General features: G+C 70.3%; 21 protein-coding genes. 9 read left to right on the plus strand and 12 right to left on the minus strand.

Features of this window, described 5'->3' with window-relative positions; all coding sequences use genetic code 11:
* From D7Y11_RS30270 to D7Y11_RS30280, 3 genes are all read left to right on the plus strand, one after another.
* Positions 1-384: AgmX/PglI C-terminal domain-containing protein (locus D7Y11_RS30270; RefSeq protein WP_148139238.1), on the plus strand; the 384-nt coding region annotated here is incomplete at its 5' end.
* 44 nt (positions 385-428) lie between these two features.
* Positions 429-1,268, plus strand: a complete 840-nt coding sequence (locus D7Y11_RS30275; RefSeq protein WP_120578979.1) for a GNAT family N-acetyltransferase — start codon at positions 429-431, stop codon at positions 1,266-1,268.
* A 5-nt stretch (positions 1,269-1,273) separates the two neighbouring features.
* A complete protein-coding gene (locus tag D7Y11_RS30280; protein ID WP_126935403.1) occupies positions 1,274-1,900 on the plus strand; it encodes a tRNA-(ms[2]io[6]A)-hydroxylase in 627 nt (208 codons plus the stop codon).
* A 17-nt stretch (positions 1,901-1,917) separates the two neighbouring features.
* Here D7Y11_RS30280 and D7Y11_RS30285 read toward each other — a convergent pair whose 3' ends face one another.
* Positions 1,918-3,717 carry an SLC13 family permease gene (locus D7Y11_RS30285; protein ID WP_120578977.1) on the minus strand — a complete coding sequence of 600 codons (1,800 nt, stop codon included), beginning with the start codon at positions 3,715-3,717 and terminating at the stop codon, positions 1,918-1,920.
* A 266-nt stretch (positions 3,718-3,983) separates the two neighbouring features.
* Here D7Y11_RS30285 and D7Y11_RS30290 point away from each other — a divergent pair, with 266 nt between their 5' ends.
* The 3 genes from D7Y11_RS30290 (at position 3,984) to D7Y11_RS30300 (ending at position 8,178) form a co-directional block, all read left to right on the plus strand.
* A complete protein-coding gene (locus D7Y11_RS30290) occupies positions 3,984-5,777 on the plus strand; it encodes a phosphoenolpyruvate carboxykinase (GTP) (RefSeq protein WP_120561888.1) in 1,794 nt (597 codons plus the stop codon).
* A gap of 137 nt (positions 5,778-5,914) precedes the next feature.
* Positions 5,915-6,745, plus strand: coding sequence for a hypothetical protein (locus D7Y11_RS30295; protein ID WP_120578976.1), 831 nt, complete (start codon positions 5,915-5,917; stop codon positions 6,743-6,745).
* Positions 6,745-8,178 (plus strand): ABC transporter substrate-binding protein, encoded by a 1,434-nt coding sequence (locus D7Y11_RS30300; RefSeq protein WP_120578975.1) that lies wholly within the window; start codon positions 6,745-6,747, stop codon positions 8,176-8,178. Before D7Y11_RS30295 ends, D7Y11_RS30300 begins: the two co-directional genes overlap by 1 nt.
* Here the strand turns inward: D7Y11_RS30300 and D7Y11_RS30305 are convergent.
* The 6 genes from D7Y11_RS30305 to D7Y11_RS30330 all read right to left on the minus strand — a co-directional run bounded on the left by D7Y11_RS30305 (position 8,159) and on the right by D7Y11_RS30330 (position 13,095).
* Positions 8,159-9,334 carry a pyridoxal phosphate-dependent aminotransferase gene (locus D7Y11_RS30305; protein ID WP_126935404.1) on the minus strand — a complete coding sequence of 392 codons (1,176 nt, stop codon included), beginning with the start codon at positions 9,332-9,334 and terminating at the stop codon, positions 8,159-8,161. The two genes, D7Y11_RS30300 and D7Y11_RS30305, sit on opposite strands and share 20 nt — an antisense overlap.
* On the minus strand, positions 9,331-9,609 hold the full coding sequence (locus tag D7Y11_RS30310; protein ID WP_014394019.1) for a hypothetical protein: 279 nt from the start codon (positions 9,607-9,609) through the stop codon (positions 9,331-9,333). The genes D7Y11_RS30305 and D7Y11_RS30310 overlap by 4 nt, the downstream gene beginning before the upstream one ends.
* A 114-nt stretch (positions 9,610-9,723) precedes the next feature.
* On the minus strand, positions 9,724-10,419 hold the full coding sequence (bioD, locus tag D7Y11_RS30315) for a dethiobiotin synthase (protein ID WP_121755078.1): 696 nt from the start codon (positions 10,417-10,419) through the stop codon (positions 9,724-9,726).
* Positions 10,409-11,590 (minus strand): 8-amino-7-oxononanoate synthase, encoded by a 1,182-nt coding sequence (bioF, locus tag D7Y11_RS30320; protein ID WP_126935405.1) that lies wholly within the window; start codon positions 11,588-11,590, stop codon positions 10,409-10,411. The genes bioD and bioF overlap by 11 nt, the downstream gene beginning before the upstream one ends.
* Complete coding sequence (gene bioB, locus D7Y11_RS30325; protein ID WP_120578971.1) at positions 11,587-12,612, minus strand: biotin synthase BioB; 1,026 nt, start codon at positions 12,610-12,612, stop codon at positions 11,587-11,589. The genes bioF and bioB overlap by 4 nt, the downstream gene beginning before the upstream one ends.
* A 213-nt stretch (positions 12,613-12,825) precedes the next feature.
* Positions 12,826-13,095, minus strand: a complete 270-nt coding sequence (locus D7Y11_RS30330) for a GlsB/YeaQ/YmgE family stress response membrane protein (protein ID WP_120561896.1) — start codon at positions 13,093-13,095, stop codon at positions 12,826-12,828.
* Positions 13,096-13,276: 181 nt separating this feature from the next.
* On the opposite strand from D7Y11_RS30330, the gene radA reads away from it, so the two are divergent.
* The gene (gene radA, locus D7Y11_RS30335) at positions 13,277-14,638 is read left to right on the plus strand and encodes a DNA repair protein RadA (protein ID WP_120578970.1); all 1,362 of its coding nucleotides are present in this window, start codon (positions 13,277-13,279) and stop codon (positions 14,636-14,638) included.
* Positions 14,639-14,649: 11 nt separating this feature from the next.
* On the opposite strand, the gene D7Y11_RS30340 is transcribed toward radA, so the two are convergent.
* The gene (locus D7Y11_RS30340) at positions 14,650-15,294 is read right to left on the minus strand and encodes a hypothetical protein (protein ID WP_126935406.1); all 645 of its coding nucleotides are present in this window, start codon (positions 15,292-15,294) and stop codon (positions 14,650-14,652) included.
* Positions 15,295-15,438: 144 nt separating this feature from the next.
* Positions 15,439-17,157 carry a hypothetical protein gene (locus D7Y11_RS45250; protein WP_120578968.1) on the minus strand — a complete coding sequence of 573 codons (1,719 nt, stop codon included), beginning with the start codon at positions 17,155-17,157 and terminating at the stop codon, positions 15,439-15,441.
* Between the two features lie 235 nt (positions 17,158-17,392).
* Between D7Y11_RS45250 and D7Y11_RS30350 the strand changes: the two genes are divergently transcribed.
* Positions 17,393-18,874 carry a HAMP domain-containing sensor histidine kinase gene (locus D7Y11_RS30350; RefSeq protein ID WP_126935407.1) on the plus strand — a complete coding sequence of 494 codons (1,482 nt, stop codon included), beginning with the start codon at positions 17,393-17,395 and terminating at the stop codon, positions 18,872-18,874.
* Here the strand turns inward: D7Y11_RS30350 and D7Y11_RS30355 are convergent.
* The 3 genes from D7Y11_RS30355 to D7Y11_RS30365 form a co-directional block, all read right to left on the minus strand.
* Entirely contained in the window at positions 18,825-20,672 is a 1,848-nt protein-coding gene (locus D7Y11_RS30355) for a methyl-accepting chemotaxis protein (RefSeq protein ID WP_121755074.1), read from the minus strand. The two genes, D7Y11_RS30350 and D7Y11_RS30355, sit on opposite strands and share 50 nt — an antisense overlap.
* A 104-nt stretch (positions 20,673-20,776) precedes the next feature.
* Entirely contained in the window at positions 20,777-21,583 is an 807-nt protein-coding gene (locus D7Y11_RS30360) for a TenA family transcriptional regulator (RefSeq protein WP_121755073.1), read from the minus strand.
* A 225-nt stretch (positions 21,584-21,808) separates the two neighbouring features.
* On the minus strand, positions 21,809-22,381 hold the full coding sequence (locus D7Y11_RS30365; protein ID WP_120578965.1) for an NUDIX hydrolase: 573 nt from the start codon (positions 22,379-22,381) through the stop codon (positions 21,809-21,811).
* Positions 22,382-22,533: 152 nt separating this feature from the next.
* Between D7Y11_RS30365 and D7Y11_RS30370 the strand changes: the two genes are divergently transcribed.
* The gene (locus tag D7Y11_RS30370) at positions 22,534-23,943 is read left to right on the plus strand and encodes a sigma-54 dependent transcriptional regulator (RefSeq protein ID WP_120578964.1); all 1,410 of its coding nucleotides are present in this window, start codon (positions 22,534-22,536) and stop codon (positions 23,941-23,943) included.
* Positions 23,944-24,025 lie beyond the last annotated feature (82 nt).

Below are 24,025 nucleotides of genomic sequence, written 5' to 3' on the forward strand. Positions count from 1 at the left end.
CGCCAGGACTTCGACGCCCCCGACCCGCGCCGCGTGGAGGGGGTGGAGCCGGTGGTGGAGGCCTCCTCCGGCCGCATCGACGCGGAGGACCTGCGCCTGGCCATCCAGTCCGTGACTCCGCTCGTGCAGCAATGTTTCCAGGACGCCGCACAACGCAACCGGGGCACACACGAAGTGAAGCTGCGCTTCACCGTGGAGGGCGAGGGCTCCGAGGGGAAGATGAACCGGGGCGAACTCGTCTCCAGCACCATCCCGGACCCCATGGTGCAGGCGTGCGTGCTGGATTCGCTCCTGGACGCGCGCTTCCCGGCACCCCACCTGGGAGGATCCGCGACCGTGCTCCAACCATTCCGGTTCACCGTGCCTGGGGACGCTGGCCCGTGAGGTCGGGTTGCGCGTAAGGTTCAGGCCCCTTTCGCCCCTCGCGCATGCCCGTCACCGTCGAACAGCTCGAGCCTTCCCACTCGGACGCCCTGCGCGCGCTCCTGGCGAAGGATCCCGTCCACAACCTCTACCTGCTGGGGTTGCTGGAGGAGTTCGGCATCGCGGCGCCGGAGCGCCAGGCGGCCTTCTCCTTCCACGGCCGCTTCGACAGCGGCGTCCTCACCGCGGCCGTCTTCGTGGGCGGCGATGGCGGGCTGGTGGTGCCCAGCGCCAGCGACGCCAGCGCCACGGGCGTCATCGCGGACGCGCTCGCCGCCAGCCTCAAGCTGCGCGCCACCGTGGGGGACAAGTCCTCCGTGGACGCGCTGGTGCGCAGCCTCTGTGAAGGCAAGCCGCGCCTGTCCCGCACCCAGAAGCTGTTCAGCGTCTCCGCGGACGACCTGGGCCCCTTCACCAACCCCACCCTGCGCCTGGCCCGCGAAGAGGACGTGCCCCGCCTGCTGCCCCTGGCCCAGGGCTACGTGCGCGAGATTCTCGAGCGGGACCCGCTGTCGGAAGACCCCGCCCACTACGAGGCCCGCGTCCTCCAGCGCGTCCGCCAGCGCCGCACCTACGTGCTGGAGGAGGGCAGCGAGCTCGTGTTCAAGGTGGACATCGGCTGCCGCTCGCAGTTCGGCGCGGAGCTGGAGGGCATGTACACGCCCCCGTCCCGCCGCCGTCAGGGCCACGCCACGCTGTGCCTGGGGCAGATTTCCCGGCACCTGCTGTCCTCGCTGCCCCGGCTCGCCATGCGCATCGACGAGCGCGACGAGAGCACCGCCCGCATCGCGCGCAAGGTGGGCTACCACGCCGGCCGCACCCAGCGGCTCGTGCTGGTGGAGTAAATGGAATGAGCAGCCGCCCCACGCCCTCCCGCCGTCCCCTCTCCGGAGCGGGCCCCGTCATCCTCCACGCGCCCACCGACCCGGGCTGGCTGCCGCTGGCGCTCGCCCACTTCGACGCGGTGCTGGTGGACCACGCCCACTGCGAGAAGAAGGCCGCCGCCAACGCGCTGTCCATGCTCCAGGCCTACCCGGACCTGCCGGGCCTGCCGTCGCAGATGGCGCGCCTGGCCCGTGAAGAAAGCGCCCACCTGGCGCGAGTGCTGGACCTGATGGCCGCGCGCGGCCTCACGCTCACCAAGGACGCCGGGGACCCGTACGCGCAGGGCCTCCAGAAGCACGTGCGCACGCCCGCCCTGGAGCGGCGCGTGGACCGCCTGCTCGTCGCCGCCATCATCGAAGCGCGCTCGTGTGAGCGGCTGTCCCTGCTCGCGGAGGGGCTCACCGACCCGGCGCTCGCCCGCTTCTACGGAGAGCTGGCCCAGTCCGAGGACGGGCACCAGTCCCTCTTCCACCGCCTGGCCGTCACCGCGTCCAACGGGGACGAAGCCGCCGTGGACGCACGCCTGCAGCACCTGCTCGCGCAGGAGTCACAAGTTCTCGCGAGCGTGGGACTGCGCGCCGCCATCCACTGAAAAGGCGCTTCACTCGCCTACGCGTGGAAGGGCCACACCACGGGCACGGCGAAGACGAGGAACACCACCAGCACCGCGGTCAGCGGCGTGCCCAGCCGGAAGAAGTCGGTGAACCGGTAGTGCCCGGGCCCGTAGACGAGCACGCAGCTGGGCTCCAGCGGGGTGATGAAGGAACAGCTGGCCGCCAGCGTGACGCCCATGGCGAAGGGGCGCACGTCCACGCCCAGCTGCGTCGCCGCGTTGAGCGCCACCGGCAGCACCACCAGCGCCGCGGCCTGGTTGCTCATGGGCGCCGACAGCACGATGGTCAGCACCATCAACAGCGCCAGCACCCCGCGGGGCCCGCCGTACGCGCCCAGCCGGGCCACGTGGTCGCCGACGAACTTCCCCGCGCCGCTCACCTCCATGGCCAGCCCCAGCGCCATCATCGCGCCGATGAGCAGCACCACCCGCCAGTCCACGCGGAACGCGGTGCGCGCGTCCACGCACCCGGTGGCGATCATCAGCAGCATGCCGGTGAGCCCCGCCAGCGACAGCGGCACCTGGCCCAGGGAGCCCGCCGCCAACGAGCCCAGGAAGATGACCACCGCGAGCAGCGCCTTTGCGTAGCGCGGCGGCTCGTACTCGTGCCCCTCCAGCACCATCAGCGTATGGCCCGGCTCCAGCTCCGCCATCTTCTGACGCGGACCGCGCAAGAGCAGCACGTCCCCCACGGACAGGGGCAGCGTGGACAGCGAGTGCTCATCCCACGCGCGCCCCAGGAGCTGCAGCTTGGTGAGCCGCTGGATGGCGGGCCGGCGGTGCAGCCCCAGCGCCAGGAGCCCGAAGCGCTCCACGAACAGCGTCTCCCGCAGGCTGCGCCCCACCAGAGGACTGTCGGGCGGCACGCTCGCCTCCACGAGCATCGACTCCGGCCCCTCCAGCTCCGCGTCCGACAGCCGCACGTCCGGCCGCAGCGCGAGGCCCCGGAGGTCCTTCACCCGCAGGATGTCCTCGCGCTTGCCCTCCACCAGCAGCCGCTCCTGGCCCGTCAGCACGTAGGATGGCTTCGCGTTGAGCGTCTCGCCATCGAGCACCACGCCAATCACGCGCAGTCCCAGCCCTTTCGTGAGCTCCGCCAGGGGCTGGCCCACGTAGCGCGAGTCTCCGGGCACCACCGCCTCCGTGAGGTAGTCGCGCAGCGCGAAGCCCTCCGTGCCCGGCTTGCCCTCGCGCGCGGGCAGCAGCCACCGCCCCAGCAGCACCACCACGGCGATGCCTATCAGCACCACCGGCAGCCCCACCGGCGCCAGCTCCGTCACGCCAATGGGCGCCATCCCCTGCCGCTTCAGCGCCGCGGACACCACCAGGTTCGTGGACGTGCCGAAGAGCAGCACCGTACCGCCCAGCATGGACGCGTACGCCAGCGGCAGCAGCACCTTGCTGCGCGGCACCTTCGCCCGCTGCGCGGCGCCAATGGCCACCGGCAGGAAGGCCGCCGTCGTCACCGTGTTGGAGATGAACGAGGAGAACACCGCCACCACGCCCATCATCGCCAGCACGAACACCTGGTGGCCGAAGCGCGCGAAGAACGCCATCCGCTGCCCCACCATCTGCACCACGCCCGTGGCGGCGAGCCCCTGCGTCATCGCCAGCAGGGTGAAGATGAAGATGACGGTGTCGTTGCTGAAGCCCTCGAACGCCTGCGCCGGCGTCAGCACGCCGGAGAGCGCCAGGAGGCAGACCACCACCAGCGAGGTGAACTCGATGGGGATGGAGTCAATGGAAAACAGGACCAACGCGACAACAATGACGGCCAGGACGAGAGCGATGGACATGGAGGAGGCGTGCGCACCCTCAACCTGGGCACGGCGCGCTGCGCTGCCAGCGTGTGCCGCACCGCGCCGTTTACTGATGAGCGACCGGACGCTGATAAGTGGAATTAGGCCAGAGCGGTCGAAAGTCCGGTTGACTGCCGGACGTCAGTTGCTTTTGGGGCCTGGGTCCAGAAGGTTTGGTGTTCCTTCCGCTGTAGGGTTTCGCCCCCTCGCGAAGTCGCGAAACGCGGGAGACCCGACCCATGAAACACCCCGAGGAAACCTCCATGGCTTCGACGCAAGCGGCCGCCGCCACCGAGCAGGCGCCCACGAAGAACCCCACGCTGTTGGCCTGGGTGGCCAAGATGGCCGCGATGACCCAGCCGGACCGCATCGTCTGGTGCGACGGCTCCGAGGCTGAGAAGCAGCGCCTCACCGAGCAGGCGGTGAAGGACGGCACGCTCATCCCGCTCAACCCGCAGAAGCGCCCCGGCTGCTACCTGCACCGCTCCAACCCCAACGACGTGGCGCGCGTCGAGCACCTCACGTTCATCTGCACGCCCAACAAGACGGACGCGGGCCCCACCAACAACTGGATGGAGCCGGACGAGGCCTACACGAAGCTGGGCCTGCTGTTCGAAGGCTGCATGAAGGGCCGCACCATGTACGTGGTGCCCTACGCCATGGGCCCGCTGGGCAGCCCCTCCACGAAGATTGGCGTGGAGCTGACGGACAGCGACTACGTGGTCCTCAACATGCGGATCATGACCCGCATGGGGAAGGCCGCGCTGGACATGCTGGGCGACAGCGACGACTTCAACCGCGGCCTGCACTCCACGGGTGACGTGAACCCGGACCGCCGCTACATCTGCCACTTCCCCCAGGACAACACCATCTGGAGCTTCGGCTCTGGATATGGCGGCAACGTGCTGCTCGGGAAGAAGTGTCTCGCGCTGCGCATCGGCAGCTACCTGGGCCGCGAGGAGGGCTGGCTGGCCGAGCACATGCTCATCCTGGGCGTCACCAGCCCCAAGGGTGAGACGACCTACGTCGCCGCCGCCTTCCCGTCCGCGTGCGGCAAGACGAACTTCGCCATGATGATCCCGCCCAAGGAGTACGCGGGCTGGAAGATTGAAACCGTCGGCGACGACATCGCGTGGATGCGCCCCGGTCCGGATGGCCGCCTGTACGCCATCAACCCGGAGGCCGGCTACTTCGGCGTGGTGCCCGGCACCAACAACAAGACCAACCCCAACGCCATGGAGACCATCTCCAAGGACACGCTCTTCACCAACGTGGCGCTCACGCCGGATGGTGACGTGTGGTGGGAGGGCAAGGACGGCGAGGTCCCCGAGGAGCTCATCGACTGGCAGGGCCGCCCCTGGAAGAAGGGCAGCGCGGAGAAGGCGGCGCACCCGAACAGCCGCTTCACCGCGCCCATGAGCAACAACCCGGTGCTGAGCGCCAAGGCGAACGACCCCATGGGCGTTCCCATCAGCGCCATCATCTTCGGCGGCCGCCGCTCCAACACGATTCCGCTGGTCATCCAGGCCTTCAACTGGACCCACGGCGTGTTCCTGGGCGCCACCATGGGCTCGGAGACGACGGCGGCGGCCACCGGCAAGGTGGGCGTCGTGCGCCGCGACCCCATGGCCATGCTGCCCTTCTGCGGCTACCACATGGGCGACTACCTCCAGCACTGGCTGGACATGCAGAAGTCCATCCCGCAGCTGCCGAAGATCTTCCAGGTGAACTGGTTCCGCCAGGACAAGAACGGCAAGTTCATCTGGCCGGGCTTCGGGGACAACATGCGCGTCCTCGAGTGGATCGTGAACCGCGTCCAGGGCCGCGTCCCCACGCAGGAGACGCTGCTGGGCTGGGTGCCGCGCCAGGACCAGGGCCTGAACCTGAACGGCCTGGACCTGTCCGCGGAGGCCGTCCAGGAGGCCACCTCCATCAAGGAGGACGAGTGGAAGTCCGAGCTCAAGAGCCAGGAGGTCTTCTTCGAGCAGCTGGGCACCAAGGCCCCCGAGGCCCTGATGCTCCAGCGCAAGCTGCTCATCGCGCGCCTGGACGGCTGATCGCCGCCTGACGCCTGAGAAGGCCCGTCCGGGGCTGCTTCCTCTCCTGGTGCTACAGGGGTGGGGGTGGCCCCGGCGCTTTTTCAAGGGGCCAGTGCTTCGACGGCCGGATTGTTCGGCGCTAGGCTCACCGCCCCATGAGACTGGTTTTCGTGTTGTCGCTGGCGCTGGCGCTGGCACCGGGGTCCGCCCTGGCGCAGCGGGGTGGCTCCAAGGTCAACGTGCAGGCGCTGTTGAAGGAGGGCAAACGCCTCTACGACGCGGGCAAGTACCGCGAGGCGGCGGAGGCGCTGAAGCAGGCCAACGAGGCGCAGCCGCACCCGCGGCTCGTCTACAACATCGCCGTGGCGCTGGAGTACGCGGGCGAGCCTCGCGAGGCGATGACCTTCTACCGGCAGTACGTCACGTCCTCCAGCGAGGACACCGACCCGGCCCTGCTGAAGAACAGCAACCGCGCCATCGACCGGCTGCGCGTGCAGCTGGACCGCGAGGACCAGGCGCAGGCGACGGCGGACGCGGACCGCAAGCGCCTGGAGGCGGAGGCCGATGCCGCGCGGCAACAGGCGGAAGCCGAGCAGGCCGCGGCCCGGCGCGCGGAGGACGAGAGCGAGCGCCAGAAGCAGGCGGAGCTGAACCGGGCCATCAAGTCCTACCGCAACCAGCGCATCGCGGCGTTCGCCACGGGCGGCGTGGCGGTGCTGGGCGTGGGCGCGGGCGTGCTCTTCGGACTGCAGGCGCGCGACCAGCGCGAGCAGTTCGACAGCGCCAAGACGCTCGATGAGAAGGAGCGTCTGTCGGACAGCACCAAGAGCAAGGCGCTGCTGGCGGACATCGGCTTCGGCGTGGGGCTCGCGGGAGCCATCACCGCCATCATCCTGTATCCCAAAGAAGGCCCTCCCGCGCAGGGCGAGGTCCGCGTGACGTTCGCGCCGCGCGGTGCTGGCATTGGCATGGAGGGGCGTTTCTGATGCGCGCGCTGGGAATGATGACGTTGGGCATGGCGCTGCTGTCGTCCGGGTGCAGCTTCACCACGGCGGGCGGCCTGTCCGAATGCACGACGAGCAGCGACTGCGGCAGCAACAGCGTCTGCACGTCCGGGTTCTGTCTGCCGCAGCCCGCGGGATGCGACCAGGTGGTGGGCGCCACGTCCGCGGCGAACCCCATCGTGCTGGGCGCGCTCCTGCCGCTCACCAACGCGAGCGGCAACGCGGAGATTGAGCAGCAGCGCTTCAACGGGCTGAAGCTGGCGCTCAACGAGGTGAACTCGCTGGAGGGCGTGGGCGGCCGGCAGTTCGTCATGTACGTCTGCGACACGAAGGCGGACGTGGAGAACGCGAAGACGCAGGCCACCTGGCTGGTGAACGACAAGCAGGTGGTGGCGGTGTTCAGCGCGGGCAGCGCGCAGACCACCGGCGTCAGCACCATCACCATCAAGAAGAACGTGCTGCTGATGAGCCACACCGCCACCAGCGCGACCTTCACCGAGCTGGACGACAAGAACGGCGGTCCGGTGGGCCTGGTGTGGCGCACCACCCCGTCGGACGCGCTCCAGGGCCGCGTCATCGCGGAGGTACTGAGCGGCAAGACGACCATCAACGACCCGGGCTCCACGTTCACGGTCCCCACCAAGATTGGCGTGGCGTACGTGAACGACAACTACGGCCAGGGGCTGTTCTCCCAGCTGCTGGACCGGTTGCCCTCGAAGGTGGGTGGCGCGCAGTACGAGCGCAACGGGGACGTAGGCACCGCCGTGACCTGGCTGAAGAACAACAAGCCGGATCTGACGGTGCTCGCCGGCTTCACCGAGGACAACGCGCGCCTGGTGCCCGCGGCGGTGGCGGAGCAGGTGAAGGTCGCCAACGGCAACCGGTGGTTCCTCACCGACGCCAGCAAGGACCCCACCCTGCTGTCCAACGACGCGACCGCCGCCGAGCTCGCGGGCACGTACGGCACCGCCCCCGCGTCCGCGCGGCCCGACGACTCCGTCTACCAGCTCTTCAACAGCCGCTTCCGGACCGCCTACAACAACACGGACCCGGCGCAGTTCTCGTTCACCGCGCACGCCTACGACGCCATGTACCTGGTGACGCTCGGCGCGGCGTACGCGATTGGCAACGACCTCAACAACCCCGGCTCCGTCACCGGTGACCGCATCGCCATGGGGCTCACGAAGCTGACGCCCCCCTCGGGGCAGACGGCGAAGACCTACGCGCTGGGGCCGGTGCAGTTCAGCGGGGCGCGCGATGAACTGCGCGCGGGCAACATCGTCAACGTGCGTGGCGCCAGCGGTGAGCTGGACTTCAACAACGACACCGGCGAGGCCATCTCGCCCTACGAGCTGTTCAAGGTGTCGGGCAAGAACTTCACCCAGCTCCAGGTCATCACCCCGGCGGCGGACTGAGCACGCGAACCAGCGGCACCAGGGCGGCGGTGAAATCCTCGGGCGTCGGTAGCAACGACAGCACGAGGTACGCACCGCCGCCGAAGTCGTAGAAGTAACCCGGTTGCACGCGCACCCCCTCCTCCAGGAGCCGCAGGCAGGTGGCTTCTTCTCCGGGGTGATGGGGGATGCGCAGCACCGCGCTCCAGCCGCCGTGCGAGGGCACCACATCCCACGCGGCGTCCGCCGGGCGCGCTTGAATCAACCGCTCCCGGTTGTGCCGCACCCGCTCCAGCAGTGCCTGTTGGAAGCGCGGCGCGTGCGCGAGGAGCGCCGGCAGCGCGAGCTGCGCGGGCGTGGCCACCGACAACGCCGCGTCCGCCACGTCCTCCAGCCGGGCCAGGGCCTCGTCGCGCGCATGCGCGGGGCCGCCCACGTGCAACCACGCCAGCTTGAGGCCGGGCAGGCCCGCCACCTTGGACAGGCCGGAGAGCGAGAACGTCAGGCACGGCAGCGGCCGCCCCGCCACGGACGTCACCCGGCCTTCTTCTTCATCCCACGCGAAGTCGGAGAACACCTCGTCGCAGATGAGCGCCAGGCCATGGCGCGCGCACACGTCCGCGAGCGCGTGGAGCTCATCCTCGTGAAGGAAGTGGCCGGTGGGGTTGCCGGGGTTCACCACGACGACCGCGCGCGTACGGGCGTCCACGGCGGCTTCCACCCGGGCCGCGTCCAGGCCGAAGCCGTGCACGGCGGGCAGGCGGTAGGAGCGCGTGTGCACGCCCTCCAGGCGCGCCAGGACGTCCACCAGCGGGTAGCCGGGCGCGGGGAGAAGAACGGTGTCCCCCGAGTCGCACAGGAGCTTGAGGAGCCAGCCGTAGGCCTCGCTGGTGCTGGCGGAGAGGACGACGTGCGCGGCCTCCACGGACGCGCCCCGTTGGCGCAGGTGCGCGGCCACGGCCTCGCGCGCGGTGGGCAGGCCGAAGGGCTCTGGCGTGTAGCGGAAGGGCTCGGGGAGGGCCCCGAGGTCCACCTCTGGGGAGGGCAGCCCCACGCGTGTGGGGTTGGTCTCCGCCAGGTCCAGCAGGGGCAGCCCGCGCGCGTGGCGCTCGGCGGCGGCCTGGGAGAGCGGGTTGGGTGTGCGCGGGAAGGCGGTGCGGAGCGAGAAGCGGCTCACAGCCCCGTCTGGAGCATGGCGCTGGCCACGCGGCGGATCAGCTCGCGGCGCAGTTCCAGGCGGCAGTGCTCGACGGCCTTCTCGTGCGGCGCGGGCAGTTCCGGGTTCCGGGTGCGGATCGCGGTGCGCAGAACCAGCTCGACCTTCGTCGGCTCAATCTGGAACAGACGCGGACCGTCTTTCTGGAGGAAGTAGGACAGCCCGCGCTGTTCAATGAGCTTCTTGAAGAAGCGCCGGACGTCCGCGAGGAGCGTGATGTCGATGATGTCCGCCATTCGTCCGGCTTTCTCGCGCGGAAAAAACGGGACGTCCAGATCACGGCCACCACCACGTGAAAACTTGCGCGACCTGTAGCACGCACCTTTCCGCCGAACGCGGCGGAGGCCGATTTATCGGGCCCGCGCGCGTTCGGACACCAGCGGCGCCAGCGCGCGCCGGAACGCAAACTGGCGCTTTCTTGGATCCTCCACATACGGCACGGGCCCCAGGACATCCACGCCATGGCGGGCCTCCAGGTAGCGCCGGTTGTCCCGCTCCGCCAGGTCACGTCCGGGCACCCCGCGCGACAGCACCACCGCCCGCACGGACACCTCGCGCGCCGCCAGCGCCTCCAACGACAGCGCGACATGGTTGAGCGTGCCCAGTCCCGCGCGCGCCACCAACACCACGGGCAGGCGGAAGGCCTGGATGAGGTCCACCACGTCGCGCTTGGAATCCACCGGGACGAACAGTCCCCCTGCCCCTTCCACCACCACCGACCCGCCCTTCAGCTGCTTCCACGCCGCGAGCGTCACGCGGAAGTCCGGATCCGTTCCCAATCGCGACGCCGCGATGCCCGGGGCCAGCGGCGCCTTGAAGCGGTGCGGGCAGATGGCGTCCACCGGCAGCGTGCTGCCCGCGGCCTCGCGCATGGCGAGCGCGTCCGCCGGGGCCTTGAGGGACTCGCAGCCACTCTCGTAGGGCTTGAAGCCCTGGGGCTTGAGGCCCGCGTCCTTCAGGAGCGACAGCAGCGCGCACGACACCTGCGTCTTGCCCACGCCGGTGTCCGTGCCGGTGACGAAGAACTGGAGTGACTCAGGGGCCACGGGAGACTCCCACCCGGCGCAGGGCCTCCAGCGCCAGGTCGATGTGGCCCGTCGAATGGGCCGCGGAGAGACAGAAGCGAAGCCGGCTGGTGCCGTCCGGCACGGTGGGAGGGCGGATGGCCTTCACCAGGAGGCCCGCCTCGCGCAGGCGCTTCGCCGCGTCCAGCGCGCGCGAGGGCTCGCCCAGGATGACCGGGAAGATGGCGCTCCGAGGCTCCGCGGGCAGCCCGAGCGCGCGCAGTCCGTCGGCGAACCGGTGGATGTGCCCCCACAGCCGTTCGCGAGGAGCGGGGTCGTGCTCCACCAGGTCCACCGCGCACTCGGCGGCGGCGCACAGGGCGGCGGGCAGCGCGGTGGAGTAGACGAACGGCCGAGCGCGGCTGACCAGCAGGTCCGCCACCGCGCGCGAGGTGGCCACGTACGCGCCCAGCCCGCCCAGCGCCTTGCTCAGCGTGCCCATGCGCAGGTCCACCCGGTCCTCCACGCCCAGCGCCTCGCACAGGCCCGCGCCGCGCGCGCCCAGGACGCCGGTGGCGTGCGCCTCGTCCACCATCAGCGCGGCGCCGTGGGCCTCGCACGCGGTGACCAACTCGCGCAGCGGAGCCACGTCTCCGTCCATGGAGAAGACGCTGTCGGTGACCACCAGCTTGCGCCGCGCGGGAGTCTCCGCCAGCGCGCGGGTGAGCGCGGCCACGTCCGAGTGCGGGTAGACGACGACACGCGCGCGAGACAGCCGGCAGCCGTCCACCAGCGAGGCGTGGTTGAGGGCGTCGGAGAACACCGCGTCGCCGGGGCCCACCAACGCGGGCAGGATGCCGGTGTTGGCCGCGTAGCCGGAGTTGAAGAGGCGCACGGCCTCCGCGCGCTCGAAGCGTGCGAGCCGCGCCTCCAGCCGCTGGTGCGGCACCATGTCCCCCACCACCAGGCGGCTGGCGCCGGTGCCCACGCCGTAGCGCTCCAGCGCGGACGCGGCGGCGGCGCGCACGGCGGGCGACGCCGCGAGCCCCAGATAGTCATTGGAGGAGAAGTTGACGAGCCGCTCGTCCCCCACGCGCACCTCCGCGCCCTGGGGAGAGTCGAGCGGCTCCAGCGCGCGGCGAAGGCCCTTCGCGGACAGGGCCTCCAGGTCCTCGCGCGCCCATCGGTCCGCGACCTGCGTCGTGGGTCTCACCGGTCCTGCCGGGGCTCCAGGGGGCGGATGCCCGCCTTCTCCAGGAGCGCCATGTCCTGGGTGTACTCGGGGTTGCCGGTGGTGAGCAGCTTCTCCCCGAAGAAGAGCGAGTTGGCGCCCGCCATCATGCAGAGCAGCTGCGCCTCCTCGTTCATCTGCATGCGGCCCGCGGACAGGCGCACCATGGACTGGGGCATGAGCAGGCGCGCGGTGGCGATGGTGCGCACCATGTCCACCGTCTCCACGCGGTGCTGCTCCGCCAGCGGCGTGCCCTCCACGGGCACGAGCGCGTTGATGGGCACCGACTCCGGGTGGACCTCCTGGTTGGACAGGGTGCGCAGCAGGTTGCAGCGGTCTTCCACGGACTCGCCCATGCCGATGATGCCGCCGCAGCACACGGAGATGCCCGCGTCGCGCACCCGGTTCAGCGTCTTCAGCCGGTCGTCATAGGTGCGGGTGGAGATGATGTCGCCGTAGTGCTCCGGGGACGTGTCCAGGTTGTGGTTGTACGCGGACAAGCCCGCCTCGCGCAGGCGCTTCGCCTGGCTGTCGGAGAGCATGCCCAGCGTGGCGCACGCCTCCATGCCCAGGGCCCGCACGCCCTTCACCATCTCCAGCACGCTGTCGAACTGCGGGCCGTCCTTCACCTCGCGCCACGCCGCGCCCATGCAGAAACGGGTGGCCCCGGCGGCGCGGGCCTGCGACGCGGCGGACAGCACGTCCGGCACCGCCATCAACTTCTCCGCCTTGACGCCCGTCTTGTAGCGCGCCGCCTGCGGGCAGTACGCGCAGTCCTCCGGACACCCGCCCGTCTTGATGGAGAGCAGCGAACAGAGCTGCACCTTGTTCTCCACGAACACCTGCCGGTGCACCGTCTGCGCCTTGTGCACCAGATCCAGGAGCGGCAACTGGTACAGCGCCTTCACCTCCGCGAGCGACCAGTCGTGCCGCACCGTCACCCCTTCCGGGACGGGGGCGGCGTGGTGGGCGTGGCCGTGGAAGGACTCGGCGGTGTCGGACATGCGGGCTCCTGGGGAGGCGTCAGGAGGCCGACGGTGCGTGGCCCGGAGGCCGTTGTCAACGCTCTTGGGCCAGGGGGTTGACGAGTCCCCTTTCCCCTCTGGGAAGCCCGCTCCGGAGGCCGCCGGAAGAAGCCCGCAAAGACAGAAGGGACGCCCGCGCATGGCGGACGTCCCTGGCTGTCTCCCGCCTCATCGGTCGAGGAGCCCTACGGACTAGACGTGGACGCGACGGCCGCGGCCGGCGAGCCCCACGAGGAACAGCACGACCAGTGCGCCCAGGACGGAGAACAGCAGGCCCGTGGGGTGCAGGTCGAACACGCGACCGTCACGGGAGAACAGCGAACCGACGAAGCCGCCCACGAACGAACCGGCGATGCCCAGCAGCGTGGTGGCGATGAGCCCCATCGACTGGTTGCCCGGCATGATGGCACGAGCGATCAGACCCGCGACCAGACCAATCACCAGAAACGCGATAATCCCCATGACAACCTCCCTGTGTGTGGGGGGCTCGCTCTGTGCGACGCCCGTGGACCAGAAAGTGGGTTGCCCCCCCCTGTGGGGCAACCCGCTACCTGATCCACGACATGACGCCTGCCTGCTCTCCTGGCATGGCGCGCGCGTGAGACGGGGAAACGTCAGGGGTCTGGGGTAGACACTCCAACCCATGGCGAAGGCGAAGACGCACTACACCTGTCAGGCCTGCGGCTACCAGACGGCGAAGTGGCTCGGGAAGTGTCCGGACTGCGGGGCCTGGAGCTCGCTCCTGGAGGAGACCGAAGCGAAGGTGGACGACAAGCGCCCGGCGTGGGGCGCGTCCGGGGGCGCCTCCAAGCCAGTGAAGCTGCAGGACGTGACGGCGGAGACCGAGGTGCGCCGCAGGACGGGCATCACGGAGTTCGACCGAGTCCTGGGCGGAGGCGTGGTGGGCGGTTCGCTGGTGCTGCTGGGCGGCGACCCGGGCATCGGCAAGTCCACGCTGCTGCTGGCGGCGCTGGACAAGCTGGCGCGGCACGGGCCGGTGCTCTACGTGTCGGGTGAAGAGAGCCTGCGGCAGACGAAGATGCGCGCGGAGCGCCTGCGGGTGGAGAGTGAAGCCATCCACCTGTTCGCGGAGACGGACGCGGACCGGGTGCTCCAGGCGGCGGAGGCGCTGAAGCCGCAGGCGCTGGTGGTGGACTCCATCCAGACCATGTACCTGCCGGAGCTGGGCAACGCGCCGGGCAGCATCACCCAGGTGCGCGAGGTGGCGGGCCGGCTGATGGCGTTCGCCAAGCGCAGCGGGGTGCCCACGTTCCTGGTGGGGCACGTGACGAAGGAAGGTTCCATCGCGGGTCCCCGGGTGCTGGAGCACATGGTGGACACGGTCCTCTACTTCGAGGGCGAGCGCGGCCACCCGTTCCGGCTCCTGCGCGCGCACAAGAACCGCTTCGGCAGCACCAATGAGATTGGCGTCTTCGAGATGAAGGGCGCGGGGCTGGTGGAGGTGGCGGACCCCTCCGCCCTGTTCCTCTCCGAGCGGCCCCAGGGCAAGTCCGGCAGCGTGGTGACGAGCACGCTCAACGGCACGCGGCCGCTGTTGGTGGAGGTGCAGGCGCTGGTGGCGCCCACGGGCTACGGCACGGCGAGGCGCACGGCGATTGGTGTGGACGGCAACCGCGTGGCGCTGCTGGCGGCGGTGTTGGAGAAGAAGGAGGAGATCCCGCTGGTGGGCTGCGACCTGTTCGTCAACGTGGCGGGCGGCATGCAGTTGAGCGAACCAGCGTGCGACCTGGCGGTGTGCGCGGCGCTGGTGAGCAGCCTGCAGAACCGGCCGTTGGACGCGAAGACGTTGGTGCTGGGAGAGGTAGGCCTCGCGGGCGAGGTGCGCGCGGTGGGCCAGGTGGAGCCGAGGCTCGCGGAGGCCGCGAAGATGGGCTTCCAGCGGGTGGTGTTGCCGGCGGGCAGCGCGCGGCGCGTGGAGAAGACGAAGCTCCAGGTGGTGGGCGTGGAGACCTTGAGCGAAGCGCTGGCGGCGATGTTCGACTGACGTCTGGGGCGTCAGTGCTTGTGCAGCATCCAGGACACGTCCGGCACGCGCGTGGGCTTCGTGAGGGTGGGCAGGTCGAAGAAGGACTCGCGGCCCAGGGTGGCGATGAGCTGGCCTTCCGCGGCGTCGCCTTCCGGGGTCATGGCCTGGGTGGGGAGCTCATAGGGCTGGACGAGGACGAGTCCGCCGTCGAGCGACTGACGCTGGGACGCGGGGACGGCGTCCAGGCGCGGGCCGAAGAGGTCCACGAAGGGAGCGCCGAAGATGTTGCGCCAGTAGAGGCCGGAGAGGCCTTCGCTGTAGTCGCGCACGTTGAAGACGCGCTCGGAGCCGAAGCCGTACTCGTTCGGCACCAGGCGGTAGTTCTTGCGCTCGAAGTCTTCATCGAGCCCGGACTGCGCGAGAGGGGAGCCCAGCAACTGCATGATTTCGACGACCTGATGCAGATGGGCCTCGCGCCAACCTGCCTTCCGGGCCTCCACGACAGAGGTCATCCAGGCGAATGATCCGACGAATGGATACTTCTCCTGGCGCGCAGGGGAGAAATGAAGGAAGTCCCGATCTGTCTTCGCCCCGATGAAGAAGCGCCTGGACTCGTCGTAGTAGGCCGCGAGCACATCCGGGTTGAAAGAACCGGGCTCAATCCGTTCATCCATGCCGACGCCCCCGTAGCGCACAGGCTGGAACCAGCGGCCCTGCGAAAAGAACCGACAGACCAGTTCGCGAACGATGTTCGTCGGAGGCACACCGGGGAGCAGTGCGAAAACCGTGTTCAGGTATTGAAGGGCCACGAAACATTCCTACGGGAAGGGGATGATTCTCGCACCACCCTCCGCGCCCAGGTCATCCAGTTCCCTCTTCAGAGGTCCCGTAAGCCGCGTCGCACCCTCGGGATGTTTGGCGGAACGGATCCAGAGCTCAAGGGAGCCACCGTACTTCTGGACGTACTCAATCATGGCCTTGATGTTCCCTGTGAGCGCCATCTCCGCGCGGCCCTTCACCTCGACGAAGTCGTAGGGGCTGCCCCAGACAAGGTCCCCTTTGTGTCCTGAGACGGCATCCGGGACGAAGCCTTGGGCCTTGCTCCCCGGCGGCGGCAGCAGGAGGTCCGTGTTCTTCGGCAGCTTCCGGCTCTGGAGCACGGACTGTTCGAACGCACTGCCCGCGCCCTTGTTCTTGATGACCGTCTGGTAGAGCCGCTCCCACTCTGGATCCACGGCGTACTTGAAGCTCCGGTACTTCTCCGGGTGACGGAACTGGTAGTCCACCCACGCCTGAGCCAGGTGCTCCGCGCTGCCCGGCACCAGCCGCGCTCCCTCCGCCGTCGCCCGTGAGCCCACCAGCGCCACGCGCTTGCCCCGGGCCAACACGCGTCCCGCCTCCGCGAGCGGCGCCTCCAACCTCTTCGCCAAAGCCCGCAGCTTCTCCACATCCTCCACGGACACGGACTCACCACGCCCCGCCGCGCGCAGCACCTGGCGAAGCTCCTGGGCCTCCAGCGGCGACAGGTGCTGCACCACCCGCTGTAACACCTGCACCTCGCGCAGGCTCCGGCCTGTGAGCAGCGCGACGCGCTCCGCCCCCTGCACGCCTTCCGACAGCAAGCGCCCCGACACCACCGGCAGCGCCACGCTCACCGCGCACAGCAGCCGCTCTCCGTCCGTCAGCGGATATCCCAGGAGGCTCTGCCCCAGCACCACGCCGCCCACGTCCGCCACCTCGCCGGTGACGGGCAGCAGGCCCAGGGCGATCTCCAGCACCACCTCTTCCGGCGGAATGCCCGGAGGCTCGATGGCCGGGTCCCAGACCGGAGGCGCGAAGCGGCCCGCCTCCACCGCGGAGGCAAGAAGGCTGTCGCGCGCCAGCAGGTAGAGCGCCACCTCACTGGGGCTCTTGCGCGGGAAGTCCGGGTCCTCCGTGTGCGTGTAGGCCCAGTCCAGCACCGCCTCCAGCAACGCCTGCTGCGTCTCCTCGTAGAGCGCGCTCTCGGTGAGCAGCCCGTCACTCCCGAGCCGGCGGAAGTGCGCGTCCGCCAGGACCTGACGGCGCGCATCCGCCCAGCGATGGAACTCCTCCAGCTTCGCCTCCGCCCGCGCGGACCGCTTGCCGTCCTCGAGCAGCGCCTGCGCGTGCTTCGCCTTCAGCCGCAGGTACACCTCCAGCGGCTCGTCCTTCGCGAGTTCCTCCTCCGTCCGCGCGGACGCCCAGAGCATCAGGTCGTTGAGCGCGGCATGGCCCACCTGACGATCCGTCTCCATCACGGCGGGCTGCTTCAACGCGGCCCGCTTCTGGCGGATGAACGCGAGGTAGCGGCCCAATTCCTCTCCACCCACGGTGCCGCTCGAACCCGCGCCGCCCCAGGCGGTGTCACGCGTGAACGAAGCCGGGGATGCGCTGTGATAGCGCCCGTAGCCGTGCATCCCCACCGGCAGGGTCCGGGAGCCCGGCGTCCCGCAGGCCGTGAGCGACAGGACCAGCACCAGCCCCGCGCTGAATCGTCCCAGCCATCCTGTCAGCATGACGCGCCCCCTCAATCACTCATCACATCTACCAGCCGTGTCTGACGTGTTTCGTGAGCCTCTTCCTGACGCGCATGGGGCCGCGCACGCCCCTCCGGTCACGGAGCACGGACAACGCGTTCCAGCGGCAGGTTCCACGGCATGTGCCCCACCTCCTCACGCGGCTCGCGGAACGAGGACTGGCCACGGACGGGGGCATGCCGTTTGATGCGGGGGTGCCAGGAGCACCGCCCGGATGACGCATCGCCCCCATTCCTCCCGTCTGCGGGACGCGCTGGGCTCCCTGTCCGCGCGGCTGCTGCTGGCGTTCCTCCTGCCCACCCTGCTCTTCCTGTCGCTCGCGGGCGCCTCCGTGTACGCGCTGGCCCGCGCGAGCCTGGAGGACGAGCTGGGCGCGAGCCTTTCCGCGCTCGCCGCCGCCACCGCCAGCCAGGTCAGCGGCGAACGCATGCTCACCATCGAGCCCGGCGACGACGTGTCCGGCACCCGCACGTGGCGCAACCTGGTGCGCCTGCTGGACGGAGTGCGCACCGCGAGCGGCGTGCGCCGGGTCTACGCCGTGGACGCGCGGGGCCGTGTGCGCGCGGACGCGGGTGGCAGCCTGCCCGTGGGCACGGAGCTCCCGGACCTCGCGCGCGACCGGCTGGAGCTGACGCGCGTCCTCGCCGGCAAGCGCGCCGCCAGCCAGGTGCTCTTCACCGGCTCAGACGGGCTGCTCTACAAGACGGGCTACGCCCCCGTGGTCCAGGACGGCCAGGTGGTGGGCGCCATCGGCGTGGAGGGCAGCGCGGCCTTCTTCGGACCGCTGCGGCGGCTGTGGCGCACCTTCGTCATGGCCAGCGCCGTGGCGCTCGTGGCGCTCGCCATCATCGCCGTCATCACCGCCCGGGGACTGGCCCGGCCACTGCGGCGGTTGATGGACTCCGCGCTGAGAATCGGCCGGGGGGACCTGACCACGCCCGTGCCACCGGAGCCCACCCGCGAAATCGGCGTGCTCGCGCGCGAGCTGGAGGTCATGCGCGGCGCGCTGGAGAGCCGGGACCGCCAACTCAAGCTCATGCTCGCGGGCGTGGCCCACGAGGTGCGCAACCCGCTGGGCGGCATCGCGCTCTTCTCCGGCCTCCTACAGGAAGACCTGCGCGCGGGCGCCCACGCGGACGCGACCAGCCACGTGGACCGCATCCAGCGCGAGGTCGCCTACCTCCAACGCATCGTCGACGACTTCCTCGCCTTCGCCCGCGAACAGCCGCTGGCGCGCGCGCCCATGGAAGCGCCCGACCTCGTCTCCAACGCGTGCGAGCTGCTCTCCGCGGAGGCGCACAACAAGGGCGTGGCCCTGGACGTGGCGGCCTCGCCCGCGCACCTGGAGGCGGATGGCAGCCTGCTGACCGCCGCGCTCGTGAACCTGGTGAAGAACGCCGTGCAGGCCGCGCCCGCCGGAAGCCACGTGCGGATCCGCGGCGAGCTGCGCGACGGGCGCTATGCCATCGACGTCCAGGACTCGGGCCCGGGCGTGCCCGAAGCCGAGCGCGAGCGCATCTTCGAGCCCTTCTTCACCACCCGCGAGCAGGGCACCGGCCTGGGCCTGCCGCTCGCACGGAAGATCGTCCGCGCCCACTGCGGTGAGCTCTCCCTGCGCTCCACTCCCGGCGAGACCGTCTTCACGCTCACGCTGCCTTGCCCTGCCCCCGGAGCTGTGGCGGCACCGGAGTACTGACGGACTCCGCCTCCTGGACGTCGAACTGCAGCGCCATCTGCCCCACCTCTCCAGAGACGACCTGCAGCGTCCGCGTGGCCTCCTGCGTGGAGGACAGCCGGTGCAGGGTGCCGTCCATCAGCTGCGACAGGTCCGCGATGGCGGTGGTGATCTGCGAGAAGGCGGCGTTCTGCTGCGTCACCGCGTTGGCGATCTTCCGCGCCGCCTCGGAGCTCTCCTGCGAGCTGTGCGACAGCGCGCGCAGGGACTCGCCGGAGGCGCGCATCTGGTCCAATCCGGCGGCCACCTGACGGCCGCCCTGCTCGCTCATGGACGCCGCGTCGCGGATGCCCTGGCTGATTTCCGCGAGGATGTTGCGGATGCGCCGGGTGGCCTGGACGGACTGGTCCGACAGCCCGCGGATCTCCTTCGCCACCACCGCGAAGCCCCGCCCCGCCTCGCCCGAGCGCGCCGCCTCGATGGCCGCGTTGACGGCGAGCAGGTGGGACTGGTCCGCCAGGTCCTTCACCGCGCCGGTGATTTCTCCAATCTGCACCGTGCTCTCTTCCAGACGCGACAGCCGCTGCTGGATGCCGGACACCGCGCTCCGGATGGCCGACAGTCCCTCCAGGCTCAGGACCACCGCGGCCTCGCCCTGCTGCCCCATGGTCTCCGCGCGGCGGGCCACGCGCAGGACCTCCTCCGCGGAGTCGGCGGCGATGCGCGACGCCCGCCGCAGTTCTTCCGAAGTCACCTGCGCCTCGTGCAGCGCCGCTGCCTGCCGGGTGAGGCCCTGCTGCTGCTCTTCGCTCGACACGCGCAGCTCCGTTCCCGCCTGGCCCAGCCGCTGCGCGGAGGTCTGGAGCAGCCGGGGAAACCTCCGCAGCCGGGACAGCGCCCCGTTCATCCCCGACGCCAGGTCGCCCATTTCATCCGTGGACACCCAGCGCGGTGAGCGGATCCGCCCGGACGCCAGTCCGGAGATGGCCCCGTGCACCGCGCCCGCGCTCGTCGCCTGCCGCCTCGCCAGCATCCACGTGGTGAAGGCCGGCAGCACGAACACCAGGGCGCCCACCCAGGGAAGCGCGAAGCCCAGGTCCGCGAACAGCGAGCTGCCCACGTCATCCAACCGCGACGCGGCCTGCCACGCGCCATCCGCCAGCAGCGCCTCCTTCAACTGGGCGCGCACCCCCAGCAGCTTCACCCCCACCACACACGAGCTCAGCACCACCGTGGCGAAGATGGTGGACAGGAACGTGAGCGGTAGGAACCACGACTGCCGCGGCCAGAAGAGGCCCGAGCCCGCGGGCGCCGTCTCCGGATGCGCGTCCTGTTCGCGCAGCGCCCACGGCAGCACCAGCCGCTCCAGCCCCAGCGCGATGGGGAACGCCACCACCACGCCGAAGCAGAACGCGATGAGCGTGCCCAGCCCCAGCCGGAACCAGTCCTTGCCGAACCACAGACACACCGGGAGGCTGAAGAAGAAGCCGCCCAGCGTCCACGCCGCGCAGGTGGTGAAGACCATGGAGCGCCAGGGCAGCTCCAGCACGCGCCGCAGCCGGTCCCCCGGTCCGTCCCCAGGGCGACGCCGCAAGGCCCGGCTCGCCAGCCACCGCAGCGTCACATAGGGATGCAGCAGCCCGAACACGAGCACGATGAACGGCAGGACCGTGGCGGTGACGAGCAGCCCCTCCTGGCTCGACAGCCCCATCGCCATCGCGATGAGGTAGGCACAGACGATGGAGGGCGGCAGGACCCACCGCAGGAACAACCACATCCCACGCCAGGCCAGCTCCCGGATGTCTTCTGTTTCATTCATGTGCGTACGCCCCCCCCGTCCGGTCCAGCGGAAGGCCGGACCGGCGTGCATCGCGACTGCGTCGTCACCACCGATGAAACGGCTGCTTCAACCCGCGCGGGGGCTCACGCCTCGCAGCAGGACTCGAACACGCGCGCCAGCAACATCAGGGACCGGTGCGCCGCGACCTCCACGCGCACCGGCTCTCCCGCCGTGACGTCCGTGGACAGCTTGATGATCTCCAGCGCCTCGTCCGGGTGCGCGTCGTCGTAGCGGGCATGTGCCCGGAGCCAGCGCAGCGCGTTCGCGTCCACGCGCACGCCGTCCCGGGCATACGCGGTGAAGGGCTCCACCACGGCGCGCGTCCAGACGCCTGTCACTCCCTCGATGGCCCAGTTGGACGCGGCGATGCCCTCCGCCAGGGACCCACCGAGGCACGTGGCCAGCAGGTGCTGGTGGAGCGCCCGGACGTCCGGCGTCAGCGGCGTCTCGAAGGCCCTGGGGGCGTCCACGCCCGACGCCTGCATCCAATCAATCCACCACTCGGCGTGACGGGCCTCCACGCCCAGGTTCTGCAAGAGCCAGCGGCGGATGCTCGCGTCGCCCGGGCGTACGCCGTAGGTCGTCTTCGCCAGGGACAGCCCCATGTACTTGGGGAAGTTCTCGACGATGGGGAAGCAGCGCTCCAGGAACCGCTGCCAGGCGCGCAGGGGCGGATGCCGTCCCTCCGCCGTCTCCCGGAACAGCGTGGGCGCGCAGGCCGCGTCCCACGCGGGCTTGAGCGCCCCCAGCATCGTCTCCATCCAGGGAGGGTGCGGCGTGCGCTTCAAGGCGGCGGGCTGATAACGCCGGAAGACCTCCTCCTGCCTCATTGACGAAACAGGAAATCCCTCCACGGCGGTGCCCTGGGACACTGCGACCGGAGACGACATGAGACCTGCTCCTGCTCCCGGGTGGACGACAAGCCGTCATGGCCGCCCCCCTCCACCCTGAGCACCGGCAGGGTGACGGGATGTCTGTGTTTCATCCAGTGCCCCCTGAAAAATGAAGCGAGCCTCAAGCCTTAATTTGTCTCAAATCTCGCGGTTTACATTCCCCGCATTCAGGATTTCAGGCCTTGGACGTTCATCCAATAGACACTCCCAGTTTTTGGTCAATCAAGACCCGGAGTGAACGAGTGTGCGGGCCTTGAGCAGCATGCGGCGCAGCGGCGCTTCATCCGCGCGCGTCAGCGCTTCGTCCCAGCCCAGCCACTGGATGCCGAACGACTCCGCCGGATCATGCGCAAGCGCCTCCGGGTCTTCCGCCACCACCAGGTAGCGGACATCCAGGTGGCAGTGCTCCGGCTCGTCCTTGCGCGCGGGGATGACGTGCACGTCCACGTCCAGCGGGCGCGGCGCGGTGGGATGCAGGTGCACCTGGCAGCCGGTCTCCTCGCGGGCTTCGCGCAGCGCGGTGGCCTGCATGTCGCCTCCGTCCGTGGCCTCCGCGTGGCCCCCCGGCTGCAACCAGCGCTTGAGCTTCGCGTGGTGCAGCATCGCCACCCGTTCGCCCGCCGCGTCCACCACCACCACGCTGCCGGTGAAGTGCGCCTCCGCCTGCGAGCGGGAGAAGGGCTCCTTCAGCGACGTGGCGAAGTGGCGCATGCGCGAAAGGTCCTCGCGCTCCTTGTCGTCGGAGGGGACGTGGCGCGCGAGCAGTTCAATGAGGGCAGCGGAGACGGGAGCCATGCGCCGGATAGACACCCACCCGGCCCGTGACGCCAGCCCTTTCACGGCGGGCCCCACCTCCACCCCGGCGGGTCCGGTGTAGGGTGGCCTGGCGTGTGCACTCCGCCGCCGTCCCACCGGTGGCACCCCACCCTTCCCTTCCGAGCAGGCGCATGGCCCGCATCCTCGTCATCGACGACCACGACACCCTCCGCGAGGGCATGACCGTCACCCTCACCCGCTCCGGCCACACCGTGTCCGCGGTGAGGAGCGGGGCGGACGGGCTCGCCGCGTACAAGAAGGGCCCCTTCGACCTGGTCGTCACGGACCTGAAGATGGACGGCATGGACGGCATCGCCGTGACGCGCGCGCTCAAGCAGGCGGACCCTGGCGCCGTCGTCATGGTGGTGACGGCGTTCGGCACCATCGAGACCGCCGTGCAGGCCATGCAGGAGGGCGCCTACGACTTCATCACCAAGCCCTTCCCGCCGGAGGTGCTGCGCGCCAAGGTGGACAAGGGCCTGGAGCTGTCCGCCACGCGCCGCCAGGTGGAGCGCCTCACCGCCCGCACGGACGCGCACGACGCCGACGCCGCCCTCACCCACCGCGACCTGGTGGGCGACAGCGAGCCCCTGCAGAAGCTGCTCACCCAGGTGCGCAAGGTGGCCGCGAGCGACGCCACCGTGCTGGTGCGCGGCGAGAGCGGCACCGGCAAGGAGCTGGTCGCGCGGATGATCCACCAGCGCTCGCCTCGCAAGGACGGCCCCTTCGTCGTGGTGCACTGCGCGGCCCTGGCGGAGACGCTGCTGGAGAGCGAGCTGTTCGGCCACGAGCGCGGCTCGTTCACCGGCGCGGTGAAGCGCAAGCTGGGCCGCTTCGAGCTGGCCGACGGAGGCACCCTCTTCCTGGACGAGATTGGAGAGATTCCCGCCTCCGTGCAGACCAAGCTCCTGCGCGTGCTCCAGGAGAAGGAGCTGCAGCGCGTGGGCGGAGAAGAGACGCTCAAGGTGGACGTGCGCGTGGTGAGCGCCACGCACCGCGACCTCCAGGCGGAGGTGAAGGCGGGCCGCTTCCGCGAGGACCTCTACTACCGGCTGCACATCGTCCCGCTCACCCTGCCGCCCCTGCGCGAGCGCCCCGAGGACCTGCCCGCGCTCGCCCGCCACTTCGTCGCCAAGCACGCGCCCCGGGTCAACCGGAGGGTCACCGGTATCGACGACGCCGCGCTGCACGCGCTCACCCGCCACGCGTGGCCCGGCAACGTGCGCGAGCTGGAGAACGTGATGGAGCAGGCGCTCGTCTTCGCCGAGGGCGAAACGCTCACCCCGCAGGACTTGCCCTCGCACCTGGCCGGCCAGACGCCGCGCATGGACGCGGGGCTGCCCGTGCCCCAGGGGGACCGCCCCCTGCCGGACATCCTGGAGGACCTGGAGCGCCAGCTCATCGCCCGCGCCTACGAGAAGGCCGGCGGCGTGAAGACGGAGACCGCCCGTCTGCTGGGCATCAAGACCTCCGCGCTCTACTACAAGCTGGAGAAGTACGGCTTCCTGCCGCGCGGCGAACGCCCCGAGGAGGCCTCGTAGGCAAAGGAGCGGTGCCCGTGCCTTGGGGGCCTCGGAAATCCGTCACCCGCGCCCCGGCCCCATGACTTTCCACCGTCCGGCC

The sequence above is a fragment of the Corallococcus sp. AB018 genome, from assembly GCF_003986945.1.
Lineage (GTDB): Bacteria > Myxococcota > Myxococcia > Myxococcales > Myxococcaceae > Corallococcus > Corallococcus exiguus.